Origin of the sequence: Virgibacillus sp. W0430, assembly GCF_051846935.1 — a bacterium.
Lineage (GTDB): Bacteria > Bacillota > Bacilli > Bacillales > Amphibacillaceae > JBPYCR01.
In genome coordinates this window covers 17851-36683 of the sequence record NZ_JBPYCS010000025.1, presented here as the reverse complement: position 1 = coordinate 36683, position 18833 = coordinate 17851, and the positions used below count along the sequence as shown (strand labels likewise).

General features: G+C 34.5%; 14 protein-coding genes. 4 read left to right on the top strand and 10 right to left on the bottom strand.

What is annotated here, in order from left to right; translation table 11 throughout:
- From ACLIBH_RS11690 to ACLIBH_RS11680, 3 genes are all read left to right on the top strand, one after another.
- Positions 1-1608, top strand: a 1608-nt coding sequence (locus ACLIBH_RS11690; RefSeq protein ID WP_439316885.1) for an ABC transporter permease, incomplete at its 5' end; no start/stop codon positions are given.
- 22 nt (positions 1609-1630) lie between these two features.
- On the top strand, positions 1631-2698 hold the full coding sequence (locus ACLIBH_RS11685) for an ABC transporter ATP-binding protein (protein ID WP_439316884.1): 1068 nt from the start codon (positions 1631-1633) through the stop codon (positions 2696-2698).
- Between the two features lie 23 nt (positions 2699-2721).
- Positions 2722-3741 (top strand): ABC transporter substrate-binding protein, encoded by a 1020-nt coding sequence (locus tag ACLIBH_RS11680; RefSeq protein ID WP_439316883.1) that lies wholly within the window; start codon positions 2722-2724, stop codon positions 3739-3741.
- 403 nt (positions 3742-4144) lie between these two features.
- Here the strand turns inward: ACLIBH_RS11680 and ACLIBH_RS11675 are convergent, their stop codons facing one another.
- The 8 genes from ACLIBH_RS11675 to ACLIBH_RS11640 all read right to left on the bottom strand — a co-directional run bounded on the left by ACLIBH_RS11675 (position 4145) and on the right by ACLIBH_RS11640 (position 15433).
- A complete protein-coding gene (locus ACLIBH_RS11675; protein ID WP_439316882.1) occupies positions 4145-5038 on the bottom strand; it encodes a DNA/RNA non-specific endonuclease in 894 nt (297 codons plus the stop codon).
- Between the two features lie 100 nt (positions 5039-5138).
- Positions 5139-5345: a hypothetical protein gene (locus ACLIBH_RS11670; RefSeq protein WP_439316881.1), complete on the bottom strand. Its 207-nt coding sequence runs from the start codon at positions 5343-5345 to the stop codon at positions 5139-5141.
- Positions 5346-5933: 588 nt separating this feature from the next.
- Positions 5934-6500, bottom strand: a complete 567-nt coding sequence (locus tag ACLIBH_RS11665; RefSeq protein WP_439316880.1) for a hypothetical protein — start codon at positions 6498-6500, stop codon at positions 5934-5936.
- 44 nt (positions 6501-6544) lie between these two features.
- Complete coding sequence (locus ACLIBH_RS11660) at positions 6545-7657, bottom strand: DUF4268 domain-containing protein (RefSeq protein ID WP_439316879.1); 1113 nt, start codon at positions 7655-7657, stop codon at positions 6545-6547.
- 225 nt (positions 7658-7882) lie between these two features.
- Positions 7883-9175, bottom strand: coding sequence for an acetamidase/formamidase family protein (locus ACLIBH_RS11655; protein ID WP_439316878.1), 1293 nt, complete (start codon positions 9173-9175; stop codon positions 7883-7885).
- Between the two features lie 225 nt (positions 9176-9400).
- A complete protein-coding gene (locus tag ACLIBH_RS11650) occupies positions 9401-12751 on the bottom strand; it encodes a DEAD/DEAH box helicase family protein (protein WP_439316877.1) in 3351 nt (1116 codons plus the stop codon).
- 31 nt (positions 12752-12782) lie between these two features.
- On the bottom strand, positions 12783-13958 hold the full coding sequence (locus ACLIBH_RS11645; RefSeq protein WP_439316876.1) for a restriction endonuclease subunit S: 1176 nt from the start codon (positions 13956-13958) through the stop codon (positions 12783-12785).
- Positions 13955-15433 (bottom strand): type I restriction-modification system subunit M, encoded by a 1479-nt coding sequence (locus ACLIBH_RS11640; RefSeq protein WP_439316875.1) that lies wholly within the window; start codon positions 15431-15433, stop codon positions 13955-13957. Before ACLIBH_RS11640 ends, ACLIBH_RS11645 begins: the two co-directional genes overlap by 4 nt.
- A 229-nt stretch (positions 15434-15662) precedes the next feature.
- On the opposite strand from ACLIBH_RS11640, the gene ACLIBH_RS11635 reads away from it, so the two are divergent.
- Entirely contained in the window at positions 15663-16508 is an 846-nt protein-coding gene (locus ACLIBH_RS11635) for an MBL fold metallo-hydrolase (protein WP_439316874.1), read from the top strand.
- Between the two features lie 626 nt (positions 16509-17134).
- Here ACLIBH_RS11635 and fic read toward each other — a convergent pair.
- Together fic and ACLIBH_RS11625 are read right to left on the bottom strand one after the other, a co-directional pair.
- Positions 17135-17701, bottom strand: a complete 567-nt coding sequence (fic, locus tag ACLIBH_RS11630; RefSeq protein ID WP_439316886.1) for a protein adenylyltransferase Fic — start codon at positions 17699-17701, stop codon at positions 17135-17137.
- 268 nt (positions 17702-17969) lie between these two features.
- Positions 17970-18830 (bottom strand): DUF6994 family protein, encoded by an 861-nt coding sequence (locus ACLIBH_RS11625; protein ID WP_439316873.1) that lies wholly within the window; start codon positions 18828-18830, stop codon positions 17970-17972.
- Positions 18831-18833 lie beyond the last annotated feature (3 nt).

Genomic DNA, 18833 nt, shown 5'->3' with positions numbered 1-18833 from the left:
GTAATGTCATCATTTTTTGTGTTTATTGTCTACCCAATATTCCAAATAATTAAATCTAGTTTTTTTACGAACACAGGTGAATTTAACTTTAATGCATACACGAGCTTTTTCACTGGAGGAATCTTATTTACAGCATTAAAAAACTCATTGGTATTAGCCATAATTGTATCTATATTATCTACGATTATAGCGTATATTTTTGCATATACATTTGCTTACTTCAATGTACCATTTAAAAAATTATTTAATGGGATTGCTATACTACCAATTATTTCTCCACCGTTTGTTATCGCTTTATCCGCTATTTTATTATTTGGTAGTCAAGGGTTTATTACAAAAGGTGTTCTAGGGTTAGAACATGCAAATATTTACGGACTCCCTGGGTTAATTATTGTACAAACACTTACCTTTTTTCCAATTGCCTTTCTTGTTCTAGCAGGATTATTGCAATCGATAAGCCCTTCATTAGAAGAAGCGAGCTACAATATGGGTGCTGGAAGTCTAGCGACATTTTTAAAGGTTACGTTACCTTTAACAATCCCTGGAATTGCAAACGCTTTTTTATTAGTTTTCGTTCAATCGTTAGCTGACTTTGGAAACCCTATGACAATTGGAGGAAACTATACAACAGTAGCTAGAGAGATATATTTACAAGTCGTAGGAAGTTACAATATGCAGTCTGGTGCAGCATTAGCAGTGCTCTTACTGACATTAACTTTAGTAGTGTATGCCCTGCAAAAGTTTTGGGTTGGTAAAAAAAGCTACGTTACAGTATCGGGTAAACCTACACAAGGCAGAAAGATGATCAATACTGGCTCAACTAGAAGAATATTGTTTATTTTTTGTCTAGTTATGTCGTGTATCGTCATGGCCTTTTATTTATTAGTTCCAATTGGTTCCTTTATTAAGTTGTGGGGAATCAATAATTCATTAACTTTTGAACATTATACATATGTGTTTTCAATAGGAAAAAAAGCGATAAGCGACACGCTCCAACTTTCACTAATAGCTACACCTATTGCAGGATTATTAGGAATGATTATAGCATTTTTAATCGTTCGTAAAAATTTCCGAGGTAAAAAAGTACTCGAATTTGTTAGTATGCTGTCCATTGCAGTCCCAGGTACCGTTATAGGAATTTCCTATATTTTATCTTTTAATAAGGCTCCACTTGCTTTAACTGGAACTGCAACGATTATAATAGCTGCATTTATTATTCGAGCTATTCCAGTAGGTATACGATCGGGAATTACGGCGTTACAACAAATTGACCCATCAATCGAAGAAGCGTCAACAAATCTTGGAGCATCTGATATTAAAACATTCTTAAGCATAGTGCTACCTTTAATAAAATCAGCATTTTTCAGTGGATTAGTTTATAGCTTTGTTAAAAGCATGACTGCGATGAGCGCGGTAATCTTTTTAATATCGGCAAAGTACAATTTAATTACTGCTTCCATTCTTAGCCAAGTTGAGGTTGGTCGCATTGGAGTTGCTAGTGCGTATTGTACACTACTAATTTTAATAATGATTGCCTCTTTAATAATTTTGAATTTCATTGTAAAAATACTAGGTGGAGAAGAAATTGACGAAAAGTCTTTACTTTAAATCAACTTAAATCGGGGGAATAATGATGAATGCTAAATCGGTTACCCTAAAAGACGTATCTAAAATTTTTGGGGAGAAAGATAATGTGTTTAATGCAGTAACTAATGTAAATGTAACAATTGATCAAGGGAAATTTGTTACTCTTCTTGGACCATCAGGTTGTGGTAAAACGACTACCTTACGTATGATTGCTGGTTTTGAAACTGTTTCTTCTGGAGATATTATTTTTGGGGAAGAAAATGTAAACAATATTCCTCCAAATAAAAGGGATTGTACAATGGTGTTTCAGTCCTACGCTTTATTTCCACACTTAAATGTATGGGATAACATTTCATATGGGTTAAAAATTAAAAAGCTTTCTAAAACAGATATTAAAAAAAAGGTAAATGATGTATTAGATATTATGAACCTTTCTAGTCTTAAGCACCGGGTTCCTTCGATGTTATCTGGAGGACAGCAACAACGGGTCGCATTAGCCAGAGCTCTAGTAATGGAGCCAAGTGTATTGTTATTTGATGAGCCTTTATCCAATTTAGATGCAAAATTAAGAATTACTATGCGCGATGAAATTCGCAGAATACAAAAGGAAATTGGAATAACTGCGATTTATGTTACCCATGACCAAAATGAAGCAATGAGTATGAGTGATCAAATTATCGTTATGAATGAAGGACGTATTGAACAAAAAGGAACTCCTCAAGAAATATATCAAAAACCAGCTACGACGTTTGTTGCCGACTTTATTGGTACTGCGAACTTCTTAGACGGACAGATTGTTGATGTCACTGAAGAACACTATCAGATTCAAACTATCAATGGTATAATACGAAGTAAAAATACAGGTTCTCATCAATTAAATGACACTGTTAAAGTCGTCATTCGACCTGAAGCAATCAAATTACAAAGAAGTGCTGAAAGTATCGGTATTGTTCAAAAAAGCGTTTTTATGGGGCAAACTCAAGAATATGAAATCAAAATAAATGATCAAACAATTTCTGTATGTGAAACTAACCCGTTTCAATCGGAAACGTTTAAAATAGGAGAAAAAGTTTCATTAGAATTTTCTGATCAACTCATACATTTTATTTAACTTATGAAAGCAGGGAATCTATTATGAAGGTTTTAAAAAAGAGTATATATTTTGTGTTAGTGATTACGATTATCATCTTTTTTTTAAGACCTTTTGCAACAAGTACAGATGAAGAACTGACGATATATGTTGGTTTAAGTGAGGATCATGCGATAAAAGTCATCGAGGCATTTGAAAGGGAAACAAAAATTAAAACACATTATATTAGTTTGTCCAATGGTGAAATTTTATCAAAAATACGAACCGAGCGAGAAAATCCAACGAGTAGCGTTTGGTTTGGCGGACCGGTTGATACATTTGTTCATGCTAAAAGAGAAGGATTGTTACGCTCTTACTTTTCTCGAACTGCTAATAATATTAATGAAATTTATAAAGATCCACAAGGATATTGGACCGGCATTTATGTCGGTTCTATTGCATTTGTATCAAACGAAAACTGGTTGCATGAAAAAGGACTTTCTCCCCCAGCTTCCTGGAACGATTTACTTCTACCTGAATATAGGGGAATGATTACAATGTCAGATCCTGTAAGCTCTGGAATGGCTTATACCTTATTGAGCACATTAGTCCAACTAAAAGGAGAAGATGAGGCTTTCTCCTATTTAACAGAATTAGACAAACAAGTTAACACGTATACAAAATCCGGTAGAACCCCTGGAAGATATGTCGGTATGGGAGATGCTGGTGTCGCAATCATTTTTGCTCATGATGCCATCAAGTTATATAAAGAAGGTTTTCATAATTTAACTATCAGTTTTCCAAAAGAAGGAACAGGCTTTGAAATTGGAGCTGTTGGCATAATTAAAGGAGCTCCTAACCTAGAAGCGGCTAAACGTTTTGTCGATTGGGTATTAACGAAAGATGCGCAAGAAATTGGTAAATATGTAGGCAACTATCAATTATTAACAAATAATAACGCTATTTCTCCACCAGAAGCGTTAATCAATAAAGAATTAAATTTAATTCCATATGATCATAATTGGTCAGGATTAAATCGCGAAAGATTGCTTAAGCGTTGGAGAGAGGATGTTTTGAATGAATAAAAGTAATTCAAACTATACATCTCTCCTAGTAAAACAGCCTCCAAAAAATCTTTTTTTCTCTTGTATTATGACGATTCTATTTTACTTTTTAGTATGCTTGGGGCTCCACTTACCTACAGGTGAAGACAGTCCTTCCTCTCACCTTTTCAACCTCCACTGTCTTAATTCGGCACGAATAACAGTAGATAAATACTTGAAGTCTTGCAAACCTTTTATTTTATATCTTAACTATGCAGATGTGCTTTTATATTTTCATAAACCAATTGGTACAAACATAAAAATCCAGCCTTCTGATTAAGAACGACCAGGTGAAAATCAGACAGCCCTTTGTAAATCGATACACCTCAGCTAAAGTTATTGTTCTTTCATGTATTTATTTCGTTTACTTCAAAGCTCTACGAATTTACTCCCCGACCATGCCGTCCTGATCAGCATCGTGCATATATGGGTATAACCAATGATCACGCGTTATAGGCATACTAAAACCTGCTGCTTTTGCTTCTTTAATCGTTACCTTCCCATTACCGTTTGTATCAACACTAGAAATATCACCGTTTGAGTTTGAAGTTGTTGCATCGGAAGGCTCACTATTTGTTAAACCGAGGGATGCGTTCACTTCATCTGGGTTCACATTGTCAAATGTATCAACTATCACGTTGCCCTTTAACGTATAGGTAAATTGATAGCTTGAAGGAATTTGTGTTTCTGTATTTGGATATGTGATTATTGCTTCAAAATTAGTAGCCCCATCTGCTTCACGAATTGCTTTTTCCATATAAGCTTGATCTCCATGGCGGTTAAGTGTACTATCCTGTGGAGTAATATTATAAGCATTTGATACCCCACCGAGGGAATCAGCAATGACGTGCCCTTCATCTAAAACGGCACTTTCAACGCCTGGTACCTTCGCCTCATCGTGATAGTATCTGCCAGACGATGTTACAGGTTCGTTATTGTCGTCCTGTAAAATAATTTCGTCAGCAATAACACGTACTAGTTGACCATGTTCATTCGTAAATGCCCAATATTCGCGGTCCCCATACCCAATGTCAACGACGACGTTAGATTCACGATATCCAGACAAATCGCCCCCATCAACTTCAATACGTTTGTAGTCTTCGAAAATATCATCATTTGTTTCCGTTGGCGTTTCCTCTTTTACAGATTCGTCAACAGCGGTTGTTACTTCTTGTGCATCTTGTTCTCCATTAGTACTGGATAGATCTTCTACATTAGTACAACCAACTATAAAGATGATCGTGAATAGCAAGAATAAATAGTTCATTTTCTTTTTCATTTTAAGACGCTCCTATAATAGATTCATACTGTTCATTCTAAATTCGTATTAAGAGACTATTTAATAACACAAAATCACTATTACTAAAACATCAAAAATTTTATTCATCTGAATCCCAATGTTCGTCCCCAACAGCATGATCCGCAAACTCTCTTATTGCCGTATCTACTTGCATTTGATGATCTACATCAAGCTGATTATATAAATTTTCATTAAAATCATCTTCAGTACCCGTCTCATCAAGACCGGAAATCAGCTGTTCTACTATTTTATCCTGGTCCTTTTGTGACCGTTCGTTATTAGTCATAATTCATTTCTCCTCTCATTTTTAAAAAGTATTTACGCTAAATGGACCGTTTGCGGAACAAAACGAGCTAATATTGCATTATTATAGCATTTTTGATACGAAAAACGTGATTTTTTTGAACATCAAGGGGTTTTAATGCAATAAACAGTCTATCTACCATATATATTCTTCATTCGATTATAATAAAATTCACAGATCGTACACTTCCTTAGCCACAGTCCCTCACCACAGTATTATGCATCCTTTGGATATGAAAATTAGATTACCTGACATTCCTGCTTACTTCCGAAGACACTGAAAAAAACGTCGCTTACTGTATTGCTCTTGGTGTACTATTGATAAATTCTTATGTATATGACCTTACGACGTATTATGATACTGTGAAAACGTTGAGAACGTAAAAAAACCAGCATTCTCAAAAAAGAAAACTGGGTAAAAACGATATGTACTGTGGAAATTATAGAGTTTATTTTAATGAGACGCCACCCTTGACATTAATGCAACGCATTGCACGTGTTGTGAGCCTCTATGTTTGGTGTCTAAGGCTTTTTTATCGTTGCGTACATTTGCGGGAACATATCAATGACACTACTCAAATGTAAGACCAGTAATCTCCTGAATCAATGCACAAAAGCTTTTCCATTCATCGGGGAATTTATTACTGCCACTTCTTCTTAAATTACGTTTTTCACGGATGATTTCCACTTTCCATTGTGTACCATCTAACACATTTGGGTCTTCATATCTGCTTTTCCAATTTAGTAATTCGAGCCTTTTTAAACGATCAATAAAGTGTTTTATGCTCGCCTCTGACAATTCTTTTTCAATTGGCTCACTTTCTAAGCTATATTTCCATACAAGCAGTTTAGCTTGGAAATGAATCGTCACGTCATAATAACCACCAAAGAATCCACCAACGGATGCCCGTAAACCAACAATCTCATTATAAGCTGCATCAATTGCTTCATCCACAGTCCATTCTGTTTCACACTCATTGCAATGATACTGCGGGCTTTCTTCTGAAATCATGCACCCGCCTAATTTTATTTTACCTTCTTCTTGTTCTTTAAAAGCTTCAACTGTCGGAGAGCCGTAGACTATTTTCGCTACATCGAGCGAACCACAAGTAAAACATTTTTTATATGTGATTGCCATATTTCATCTACTCATTTCTAATTTTTTAGTTCTGTATTCCAAAGTTATGAACCTTTCATCACTTTCTGAAGGGGTTCTTTTATAGATTTTTCTAATTTGATCATGTGATCCGTCAAAAAGTGAATCATTTCAGTCCAATTATCTTCATTAAAAATACTTACGTTTGATAATGAATAGGCGATTCGACTTCCTTTTCCATCATCTAGTCTTTGCCAATCAAGTTCTGCCTCAAATTTTGTTTCTACTTTATCTCTATTGACAAATAGTTTATCAAAAATAGCTTTATTTTCATCTTGAGATCCACGATTAATCCACAACTCAACTCGTGCATAACTTCCAGTAGCAGTAAAGGTATAGGCAATTCCACTGTAGCCACTGCCTGTACCTAACCAATTATCCTTTGTTGGATTTACATTTGAAAATAAGTTGGACTTCTTATTCATTTCTTCTAATAGCCGCGTCCAGAAATCCACCCGAACATTATATCTTGCTTGATTTTGCTCTTTGATTTTAACTTCTTCTTGTTTCTTATTAGCCACTTTAATTAAGTATTCTTCTGCATCTGTAATTGGAATAATTTGTTCCGTGTCTAGTAAAATTTGTCCTTCCAACTCGTACGGTGTAACTTTAATACACTTAATTTTTATGTTATGTTCTAGTAACCACAGTGCAGTAGACGTAACCTCTTTTCTGAAGTTTGCAGCAATCATAATAATTCTCTGATCATCGTAATTCAATTCTACTTCATTGAAATCATCAACTTGTAAAAATTCACAAAGAATATTTTCCGCTACTCCACCATCTTTTTGCAAATCTAAATATTCTTGAAAAATCATCCGAATATCATTTTTAGTAAGTCCTGAACAATACGATGCATACTTTAACGATTGCCAAACAACATCTTTTCCACTATCATCTAATTTGTTTTCAACAATTACTAAGTTACCATCTTCATCAATCGCAAGTAGATCAAGCCGTTCGCGAGTATCATCAAAACCACTAAATTCCTTCTGAATGATTAATAACCGTTCACCTAATATATCTGTATTTTTACAAATCCACTCTTGTAAATGTTGTCGCTCTTTGAAGTTCAATTCTTGAAACGTTTTCTTACTTAGTGAAATTGCTTCATTACTCTCCCTATTAATTAAAAACAATCTAATATCCCCCTCCAACTACTTACCTTCCATTCTATATGCACAAAAATTTTCAGTCAATTTAAAATTGAGCATTAAAAAACCTGCAAAAGCATTGATACTTTCACAGGCTAATTCCTTTGTTTATAAATTGATTTCAACAATCACTTTTCATTTAAATGCTATTTTTATTTTATCGGGATGTACCAAAAAAAGGATGAATTTAATTATTATTGTACTATTTTATTAAGCGTAAAAGTCCTCAACTAAATCAAGTAAACTCTTTTTCTCTAAGTATTCCTTCGGTGCTAAAAAAGTAACAGTAACAACTCCTGGATGACGTCCAATTTCAATTGAGCCCGTAATTGTAGAACGATTCATTACCTCAGGAACAGTAATATCAAATAGGTTTGCAGCTCTTTCCATTCCGTTCGTTGTTGCTTCATTAAGGTTTGCACCTGTTCCGATGAACGAAATTGGATAGGATTCTTCTAATTTTTCTACTCCCCATTGCTTACTTAACTTTAATGCCTCTTCCTTTTCTTCTTTACTAAAAGGCTTCGCTAGGTACGGTAAATCTTCTTCAACTGGAAGTAAAATAGGTCCTTCTAATTTTAATCCTTTCACTACATTTACTCTAAGATTTACAATTCCTGAAACATCTGTTGTATGCCCTGCGATTTCTCCATCACCTTGCATAGCATGCATGTCACCTAAGTAGACACCACCACCGGGTACTTTGACTGGGCATATAAGGATTGCACCTTGTCGTACTCTGTTAATATCCATGTGACCATCTGTTCGATCTTCTAATTCTTCCTTTGTTACACTATAATCATGTGGGGCGTTAATAAGAAATTGTCCAAAGTCTCCTGCATTATGCGAGTCTGGTAGTGGACGTGCAGGTGTAGTTCCCAACTGTCCCAGAAATGGTCGAAGCCTTGCCATTGCCCCAACAATATCATGAGGTGCAAATGTTACGATCGGATTCTGAATAGACAGCTCTGGGGTCTTCATGTAGTCCTTTGCATTCTCCGCTACTTTTACAGCCGCTTCCTTATTTAGTGTAATACCTACCGATTTTTTATTATTAAATGCCATGGTATAAGCATTAGTGAAAATAAATGGGCTAATATCTTCTTTACATATTTTACATCGAATCGCCTGCTGTCCGACCCCTTCGATTACTGTCTCTGGATGCATCGTACTACAGTTTGGGCATTTTACAGCTACGAATGGGTCTCCAACGAAACGTCCATCAACAGGTTTATCACATCCTGATGCAGTAGCAATAGAGGTCACTTCAATCGAATTAATTTGGATAGCAATAGCGTCCCCAACTTCTGCCCCTTCAACATAAACCGGACTTGTTACTTCATGCCCCCCCTTTAAAGCGGGTGTAATCATTGGCCCCCAGCAACCAGGGGTTGTGTTTGCTATAATGTTCCCGCCATCTTTTACAACGTATTCCATTTCCTTATTCGGATCAAGAATACCATCTGTAAATTTATTAACATATACTGTTTGCTTTACACTCATTTAATTTCCCTCCTTGTGTATGCGGTTACATTATAACATGTATCGAGGGGGACAGTCACTTGCCGCAAACGAGAGGTCTGGTTATGAAGCTAGTAATCATAAGGTTTTGCTCGGAAAATTAAAACTTTTTTAAATTTCCAAGTTATACAATTTCCCGTCCAGATCGCCTATGCATTCCATTACTCATTCACCTCGTCGTTAGCAATTGACCAATTAACCCATCGCCTAAGCCCCTTCAAATACATCTACATTTTCATTTATATCCTCTATAATACTCAAAATTTCTCTTACATCCTGAATATTATCTTCAAACAACTCCGATACACTACCTAATGTTCTGAATGGATCTTGTTGTAAAACTTCCTTTTCTAAATACCCATTTGCAACAACATAATCAATAATCAGACGGACAAACTTTATTTGTGTAGCATTTAACCTTTCTTCAGATAGAAACTCCGAAAATGCCGCATTGGCTGCCTCTCGATCTAAACCAACAATTTGTCTTACAAGTCTTGTAATCGGTGTATTTCCAAATTCCTTTTCATAATCTTCTTTAGAACCTAAATCATTCCATAATACATCTTCTAAAAATGCTACATCCGTTTTTGTTAATTGTTTGTTGTGCCTTAATTTATAAATTGCCATTTCATCGTGATGTTCCTTTAAATATTGGTTCACACGCTTTTTATAATTTCTTAAATCATTTGATCCATAGATAGGCGTTCCATCAACAATCACATCAAACGTGTCTTGGAAGTTAGTATAATATGTTTTTCGAGTTTCCTTTTCGATAAACTGTACGAGTTCTCGCATTACTTCACGCACTTCTTCTAATTCAAATATGTCTGCTTCGTCCCAAAAATCTGTTGATTGAACATGGATTAGTAAATCTTTATTCTCAATGATTTTAGGAATTGTACCTATCTCACTTAGTTTTTCTGCCGTGTCTACGACAATTCTAATAGGTTTTGTTGCTTTTTGCATCGTCAAATAAGCAAGTTCTATTGTGTACATCACATTATCAAAGCGTTTTGCCATTTCGTCATCTTCTTCAGGAATTATTAACGATGCTATCTCTTCTTTTAATTCCCGTACATCGTTACTCGTTAAAGCTACCCAAGTCTCTTCGTTTTGGAATTTATGAACATATTTAATCTTCATTTTCACTTGAAAGTTTTCTTCATTTAAACGACGGATTTCTGTTAATAATTCTTTAATTAATCTGTTACGATGACTAATGTATGGCTCCTCCTGATAATCTAACTGCTGCAACTCTTTAATAATTTCTACCCTTAAATTAAATACCCTTTCCGTTAAGCTAACAACGACATTGCCTTCAATTCCTTTTGGATTCTCTCTAAAAAACTCAAAGTTTCCGACATAATCAAATATGAGGAAATACTCTTTATCCTGTCCAGGACCAAATAAATCCTCTCTGAGTCTTGTACCTCGTCCAATCATTTGCCAGAACTTAATTTTAGACCTAACTTTTTTGAAGAATACTAAATTGACTACTTCCGGCACATCAATTCCTGTATCTAACATATCGACCGATACAGCAATGTGCGGTTCAGAGTCGTCCACTTTAAAGGCATCAATAATTGAATGTGCATATTTAATACTATAATCTACTTGTTGGCAAAATCCTCCGCCATAGTGAGGGTATAAATGGTTGAAACGATCTACAATATGACGTGCATGCTTTGCATTTTTTGCGAAAATAATCGTCTTTCCTATCCGGTCTCCGCCAGCTACCTTTATTCCTTTTTCCATCAGTTCATTTAGAACATGGTCAACCGTGTTATTGTTAAATAACCATTCATTTATGGCTGATCCACTAATATAATCAGAGAATGTTTCTTCTTCGTCAAAGGTTTCTTCATACATTTGTTTTTCTTCTTCTGATAATTCATCATATAGAATCCCATCTTCCATAAACTTGGATACAGACTCGATCGTACGATAATCAACTAAGTATTCTTCTTCAATTGCTTGTTCAAGTTCATACGCATACGTCGGATTCCCAGATTCAAGCCCGAAAATCTCATACGTATTAAAATCGATTTCGTCTTTAGGGGTTGCGGTTAATCCGACTAGTAAGCTATCAAAGTATTCAAAGATAGCACGATACTTCTTATAAATACTTCTATGACTCTCATCAATAATAATTAAATCAAAATGGCCAGGTGTAAATAAGGTTTTCCCATCTTCTCGCTTTGTCCCATCAATTGCGTTCATCATCGTTTGATAAGTAGAGAAAACGACTCTCGATAACTCTGGACTCTCTTTGTCTTCAAGTAAATTACATAAGCTTAAAAAAGGGATTAAGTTATTAAATGCATTCTTTGCTTGTCTTACTAACTCAGTTCTATCCGCTAAGAACAAGACGTTTTTCACCCAATTATGTCGTACGAGCACATCAACAATAGAAATAGATACTCTTGTTTTTCCCGAACCTGTTGCCATGACAAGCAATGCATTACGTTGTTTCGCATCAAAAGCTTCACAGACATTTATAATTGCCTCTTTTTGATATGCACGGTGTGTTATATCATCTTTAATCGTGATGTTTTGTAACGGGTGTCTAAGTTGTCTCCGTTCAATTAATTTAACTAAATCAGGTTTTGAATATATTCCCGATACTTTCCGGTCTGGATATTCCATATCATCCCATATTCTTGCTTCAAAACCATTTGACAAAAAGATGACTGGGCGCTGATGATGCATGCTTTCTAAACAGTCGGCATAGAGTTTCGCTTGTTGCTTTCCTTGATTTACATCTACTGACGTACGCTTTGCTTCTATAAGCGCTAATGGCTTACCATTGTCACCAAACAATACATAGTCTACATATCCAATACCTTTGGAATTAGGCATGCCTTTTACCTCATACTCAATGGAGACATCTTTGTTAAACGTCCAACCAGCTAATTTCAAATCAACATCAATATAACGCTGACGAGTTTCGTACTCAGAAATTTCATCTACTTTGAAGTCATAATCCTTTTTCTCTTGATTATGAATACGTGTCTCTGTCACCTGTTTTCTAAGTTTCTCATTTTCAGCAATAATATCTTCTAGCTTACGATCCTTAGCGCTTAGTTTTTCAAACAAATCTTGATATTCTTCTTTTCTCTTTCTCGTTTCGCTACCATCCAATAGTACTTCTTCGTTAAATGCTTGTGCAGTGTAGTCGACTGAATAACAATAATCAATCCAGCTCACAAACTCATGCAAATTTCGTAAAGATGTAATCGCTTCTTCTCGTGAAATAGTAGAATTTGTATGCACAGCGACATTCCCTAGCTTCACTATATAACGAATTAAAGGGAAAAGATTACTATCAATAATATTTCTAAACGTTTGTTCATGTATTAAAGCTGATAATCTGTCATCATAAGGAAGTTTTAAAGCCTCATCAAAGCTATACGTCCACTTTACCGCAAGCTCTAAAGCCCTCCTAGACAGGATTGCTGTCGTAGCAGGGCTAATTTGTAAGCTTTTTTCGGCTTCAAGACAAGCACTCGTAAATGATTTATATTGATCTTTTTCTTTTAAAAATCCAAAGTTCGTCATCTGTAGCACCTTCTTTCGTACCTTAGCTTAGTTAAACTTTTATATCTTCTTTGAATAATTCACCGTTGAAGGCTTTGTGAATTAAGTTTTGGAATAGTGTCTCAAATTCCGATAAGCTTCGATTTATCTTTTGTTTTATTTTTTCAGTTTCATAGTAGAAAACTTCAAATTCATCTTGCTTTGATTTAGTAGGAATGGTTACTTGGTAATTTTCCAAAAAACTTCTAGGGACACGTTTTTGTCCGGCACTACCTGTCATATTTCCCTCAGCTATTTCCCTAAATTCCCTTGACTTTGTTAAAAAATAAATCCATTCAGGGGTGATGTCTTTATTGGGCCTTAAAACATGAAATTCGGTTGATCCAAATCCAATTTTATTTTTCAGCCCTTTTACAATTGCCCCTTTTCCGTTTTCCATGCAAGGGGTTATTTTTGCAAATAATACATCGCCTTCAGCAAAATAGGTATAATTACTATAAACATCTGACAGAATCCTTGTTTCACTTAAGTTTACTTCCCCATTTTCACTTACTGATGTCATAGGTAAAAATGTTATTTCTTTTTCATATAAGTCTTCAGCAATTTCACTCTTTCTTGGGTTAATCATACATAGATCTTTTAGAGGTACTGTTGCGCTCTTATCGTCATGTACTACAAACAACTTGTTAAATACACTATGTTGCAAGTTTGATAAAGTTTCGATTTGTTGTTGACGAAATCGTAAAAGGTTTTCTGCTTTATTTAGTACATTTATAATTTGCTCTTGTTGTTTTATTGATATTAAGGGTATTTCGATTTGTGCTAACTTCCGTTTATTTAATGTTTTACCTCTAGCAGCACTATCCATCAAATGATCATAATTATAATTTCTCAAAACATAATATAAATATTCCGTGTGCAATATATTGGGGTCTTTAATCATAAAAGCAGCTATTGCCTCGTTTGTATAAAGTTCCTTTGTTGTAATACCAACTTTTCCTATAGAAAGCTTAAAGCTCATAATCAAAGTGTTTTTAGGCACTATTTTCATATTGTGCTCTTTAACTGCTAAATCATTTATTTCTTCTTTTGAGTTCCCTATAAATTTACTGTTCATATCAGCAATGGAAACCCAGCTATTACCTTGCCCCCAATATTTACTTTCTGATCTCTTAGGAGTCTTCCCTATTTGTATATTGCAAACTTCAGTAATATTTGTATAGATCATAATTTCACTTCACTTAATAAGTTCTTTAATGATTGTAAATCCTCTTCAATCTTTTTTTCTAATCCTATGATGCTCTCAATCAAAACCTTGGGTTCCTCATACTCCATCTCTTCATATTCTATTTCTTTATATTTATTAATCGATAAATCATAATCATTTTCTTTAATCTCTTCAAAAGGAACCAAGAATGATTTGTCTGTTCGTTTTCGTTCCTCTTCCCTATCCATATTATGAAATCTCTCGATAATATCTGGAATGTCATTATCTTCAATCGGAGTACGGTTGTCGTTTAATGAAAACCCATCACTTTCCATATCGTAAAACCAAACATTATCTGTTCCACCTGAGCCTGTCTTCGTAAAAATTAAAATTCCAGTAGATACTCCAGCATACGGTTTAAATATTCCACTCGGCATACTAATCACAGCTTCTAATCTATTGTTCTCTAAAATTTCTTTACGAATTGCTTTATGGGCATTGGATGCACCAAATAACACACCGTCTGGCACAATAACAGCAGCCCGTCCACCTTTCTTTAATAAACGTAAGAATAATACTAAAAATAATAATTCTGTGCTTTTCGTTTTGGCGACTTTCAATAAATCATCTGAAACTGCATCATGATCAAGTGAACCTCTGAATGGTGGATTTGCTAATACTAATGTATATTTTTCTTTTTCTTTATTTTGCTCATTTAAACTATCCTGATAACGAATGTTCGGATTATCAATACCGTGAAGCATCATATTCATCGTACTTATGCGTAGCATGGTTGTATCAATTTCAAATCCATTAAACATCGTATTGTGGAAGTGCTCTTTCAATCCACTTGTATAAAATAAATCACTATGATTTTTCCTTAAATACTCACTAGCAGATACTAGAAACCCAGCTGTACCAGCAGCAGGATCAACAATTGTATCTTGTGGGGTTGGTTTCATTAAAGCAACCATCATATCTATTATCTGTCTAGGGGTTCTAAATTGCCCATTCGTTCCAGAGCTTTGTAATTTTGATAACAAATACTCATATAGATCTCCTAGTGAATCAACGTCACTGTCTGCGCTCGTTGAAGAAGGTAAATCACTAATACCTGCTACAACACGTGAAAGTAAAGCTGGGGAAGGAATAACAAATACGGCATCTTTTATATGCTGAGAGTATGCAGATCCATTTCCGCCCATGCTTTTTATAAATGGAAACACCTTTTGAGAAACGGTTTCAAACATTTCTTCCGGACCCATTTGCGAGAAAGTGCTCCATCTTAGTTCAGGCTGCTCTTTAGGAAACAAACCTTCATGCGTAGTTCCTAATAACTCCGAATCCATTTCTCTTCGCTTTTCACGATCGTCTAAACCTTTTATATAAAGTAAATATGTAAATTGTTCAATAACGGTAAGTGGATTTGTAATACCACCTGTCCAAAATGCTTCCCAAATTTTATCAACTTTGTTTCGTAGTTCACCTGTAATCATACGTAATGCTCCTCTATTAAATTCTTATGTGACTATTATACTAGTAAAAAAATGTTAATACAATTGAACTTTAATAAGCTATTAACATCCTTATAACAAATAACACAGAACAATTGAAATCGTTTTGTTAACTCCAAATTTAAACATAAAATTTTTTTACGATTTCATCCATAAAAAAAATTATAAGGTAAACACTAACTACGAGTTTAATTTTAGGAGGTAATCTTTGATGGACGAGCAAATGAATTATGGAAGTGATTATAAATCGATTCCAGCCACTTCTATCCGAAGTGGAGTCGGTATAGAGGTGCTACCAGACCTCTATAGTTACACGATACAAATAGTAAATATCCATTTAGTTGGTAACCCAGACACAAATGAATTTGTTTTGATTGATGCTGGGATGCCTAATTCAGCAGAAGAAATTATATCAGTTGTTGAAAGTAGGTTTGGTAAAAACAGTCGTCCACAGGCAATTATTTTAACACACGGTCACTTTGATCATGTCGGGGCCGTTATTGAGCTAGTAAAACATTGGAAAGTGGCTGTATATGCACACGAGTTAGAAATGCCTTATTTAAGGGGAAAAAAGCGCTATCCAGAACCAGATTCGACAGTCGAAGGGGGCATGGTAGCTAAAATGTCACCAATGTTTCCTATTGATCCAATTAACTTAGGTAGCAACGTTAAGCCATTACCTGCCGATGGGTCTGTACCTAATATGCCTGGATTTAAATGGGTTCATACTCCTGGGCATTCGCCAGGTCATGTATCTTTATTTAGGGAAAATGACCGTGCATTAATCGTTGGAGATGCCTTTGTTACTGTTAAACAAGAGTACCTTTATGAAGTGTTAACACAAAAACTAGAAATTAGTGGTCCTCCAAGATACTTGACCACAGATTGGAAGGCTGCTAAGGAATCTGTCATTACTTTATCAACACTAAAACCAACTGTCGCAGTTACTGGACATGGTCAACCTTTATCTGGTGAATTGCTAACTGAGAGCTTACATAAATTGGTTGAAAACTTTGAAGAAATTGCTAAACCTGATTATGGCAAGTATGTAAACTAAGTATTTAAAAACATACTATCTCAATTAGCCTCATCCCCCTTGCAATAAGTATGCAAGGTTTTTTTTACTTACCTATTAGATTCCCTAACTTCTGTCTTACTTCAACAAATAATAGCGAATACCATTGTCAAGGACTCGCTAAAGCTTTTGTACCTTCCTTCACAAGCTCTATAAATACAATCATAACCCCAAAATTTTAATCTGAATTAATGTGAGATGGTGAAATGTATATACAATAGTATGTGATTTGTATTTTAAATAAAAATTAATTGATTTTAGTTTTTCTACATCAGTCATTTAAACGCCAACAACAAAAAGGGATCCACCCGTTTATTCTAAAATAAACTCGGGTGAAACCCTATAAACCTTGCTATATCAACGCTTCAATTACTTATGTGTTTATTCCCTAGACATCAACGCCACACACTCCACATGCTTCGTCTGCGGAAACATATCCACTGACTGTACTTATTTCGTCTCAAATCTGCCTCGCCAGTTGTTCATCATACCTTTTTAGTTCACATGTTTGTCGCTTCAATAATTCCGTTATTCAATCAATCGTTCTCTTTCATTATCCTGTTACGCTCCCGCCTCTGTTAATATAGCATCTTTTCAACCTTAAAAACTTACGATTCATCTTGTAAATTCTCTGTCCTATAAACGTAATATCCCTCATAATGATAACTTGCATCGATGCCTTTCATATAAGTCTCTCGATCATTAATTTTATCCGTCAAGGCTGCTTTTAAAAGAACTTTTATTTCAACATCCTTAACAGGACTTCTTTCCATCGCCAAAAGATAATCTTCCTTATCAACTCTGCTCCAATCAACAACTTGTTTTAGCTCATTTTTTAATATATTATCTAGCCAAATTCTTGCACTTCTTCCATTACCTTCTCTAAAAGGATGCGCAATATTCATTTCAACATACTTTTCAATAATTTCGTCAAAATTTGATTGCGGCATTTTTTCAATATTTTCAAGCGCAACTTCAAGGTACATTACAGGTGCAAAACGAAAATTGCCCTTCGCTATATTTACATCACGTATCTTTCCTGCGAATTCATAAATATCTCCGAACAGAAAGCTATGAATTGCCGATAGTGACTTATATGTCCCACTCTCTAATGTATCTAAATAATTAATTTCAAACATTTCAATCGCTTTTTTCTTACTAATTTTTTCTTCCATACGTGCTAGTTCCGTAGAATTAGTAATACCTAACTTATTTTCGAGTGCCACGCTCTCCTCTCCTATCTATATCATCGTTTTTATATTATTGCCAATATAATAAACACTAATAACTCTTATTCTTCAACCCTAGACATCAACGCCACACACTCCACATGATGTACTTAGGCTATTCTATGCATTGTTTTTTACAAGAATAACGCTTGTATCAACGTAACTTCCCATCTTTTCTGTCTAGTCAACATATCGACTTTTGATTAGGCTATTTTTAACTTTTAATATCAGTTAGTATCTCTTTATTACGTTTTTCAATATACTCATTCAATAATCTTAAATAGTTTAAAAAAGACTTTTCATTTGTTGGTAATTCGGCATTATCATAACTATGTGATTCCCAAAATAAAATTGGATTATAAGAAGTTTGATCAACATAACTGCTTAAATAGTTTTCATCTACAAATTCCTTCCAAGTTGAAAACTTTTCTAGCCATCTGTTTATAGAGTCAATTGTATTTGAGCCTCCATTAAGTAATTCATTAAGTACTTGATTCCTTTTTTTATCACAATCAGAATCATACCATTCTTTTATCTTACACATAGTTAAATCCCAATAATCATATTTTGCATACTTGCCAGCACGACTTATATTTAGTCCACTAGGAATTGGAATCATATTCCCTATTGTATGATAATTTTTTGCTAATCTCTCAATTTCTTCACTAATGTTTTCATTTTCAACATAATGCTTTATAAAATGATTATATGTATTAGTAAATGAAGTCATTGTATCACCACGATAATATTCAAATGGACGGGTATTTCTCAATATAAATTGATATTTATATTCTCTTATCACGATACCATCTGATTTAGGATTCTTTACATATTGTTTTGTTGGTTTTACCCTGTTAAGAAATTTCCATCCCTTATAATATACTTGAATAGCCAGACATGAAACGTCACAATCTATCCCAAATTCACTATATCTATCTACCTTATAAGATTTATATTTTCTCCATTTCTCAACGTTTGTCTCAGTGCCCACTAAATTAATTATCTCAGCAAACTCATTTTTTAAATCATATAGAATTGGATTTCCATCTTTATCATATAATTTATTAATCAGCAAATT

Bases quoted from the DNA above. Each gene is read 5' to 3' on its own strand.
- ACLIBH_RS11685 (WP_439316884.1), top strand. From the start codon at position 1,631: ATGATGAATGCTAAATCGGTTACCCTAAAAGACGTATCTAAAATTTTT.
- ACLIBH_RS11680 (WP_439316883.1), top strand. From the start codon at position 2,722: ATGAAGGTTTTAAAAAAGAGTATATATTTTGTGTTAGTGATTACGATT.
- ACLIBH_RS11675 (WP_439316882.1), bottom strand. From the start codon at position 5,038: ATGAAAAAGAAAATGAACTATTTATTCTTGCTATTCACGATCATCTTT.
- ACLIBH_RS11670 (WP_439316881.1), bottom strand. From the start codon at position 5,345: ATGACTAATAACGAACGGTCACAAAAGGACCAGGATAAAATAGTAGAA.
- ACLIBH_RS11665 (WP_439316880.1), bottom strand. From the start codon at position 6,500: ATGGCAATCACATATAAAAAATGTTTTACTTGTGGTTCGCTCGATGTA.
- ACLIBH_RS11655 (WP_439316878.1), bottom strand. From the start codon at position 9,175: ATGAGTGTAAAGCAAACAGTATATGTTAATAAATTTACAGATGGTATT.
- ACLIBH_RS11650 (WP_439316877.1), bottom strand. From the start codon at position 12,751: ATGACGAACTTTGGATTTTTAAAAGAAAAAGATCAATATAAATCATTT.
- ACLIBH_RS11645 (WP_439316876.1), bottom strand. From the start codon at position 13,958: ATGATCTATACAAATATTACTGAAGTTTGCAATATACAAATAGGGAAG.
- ACLIBH_RS11640 (WP_439316875.1), bottom strand. From the start codon at position 15,433: ATGATTACAGGTGAACTACGAAACAAAGTTGATAAAATTTGGGAAGCA.
- ACLIBH_RS11635 (WP_439316874.1), top strand. From the start codon at position 15,663: ATGGACGAGCAAATGAATTATGGAAGTGATTATAAATCGATTCCAGCC.
- fic (WP_439316886.1), bottom strand. From the start codon at position 17,701: ATGGAAGAAAAAATTAGTAAGAAAAAAGCGATTGAAATGTTTGAAATT.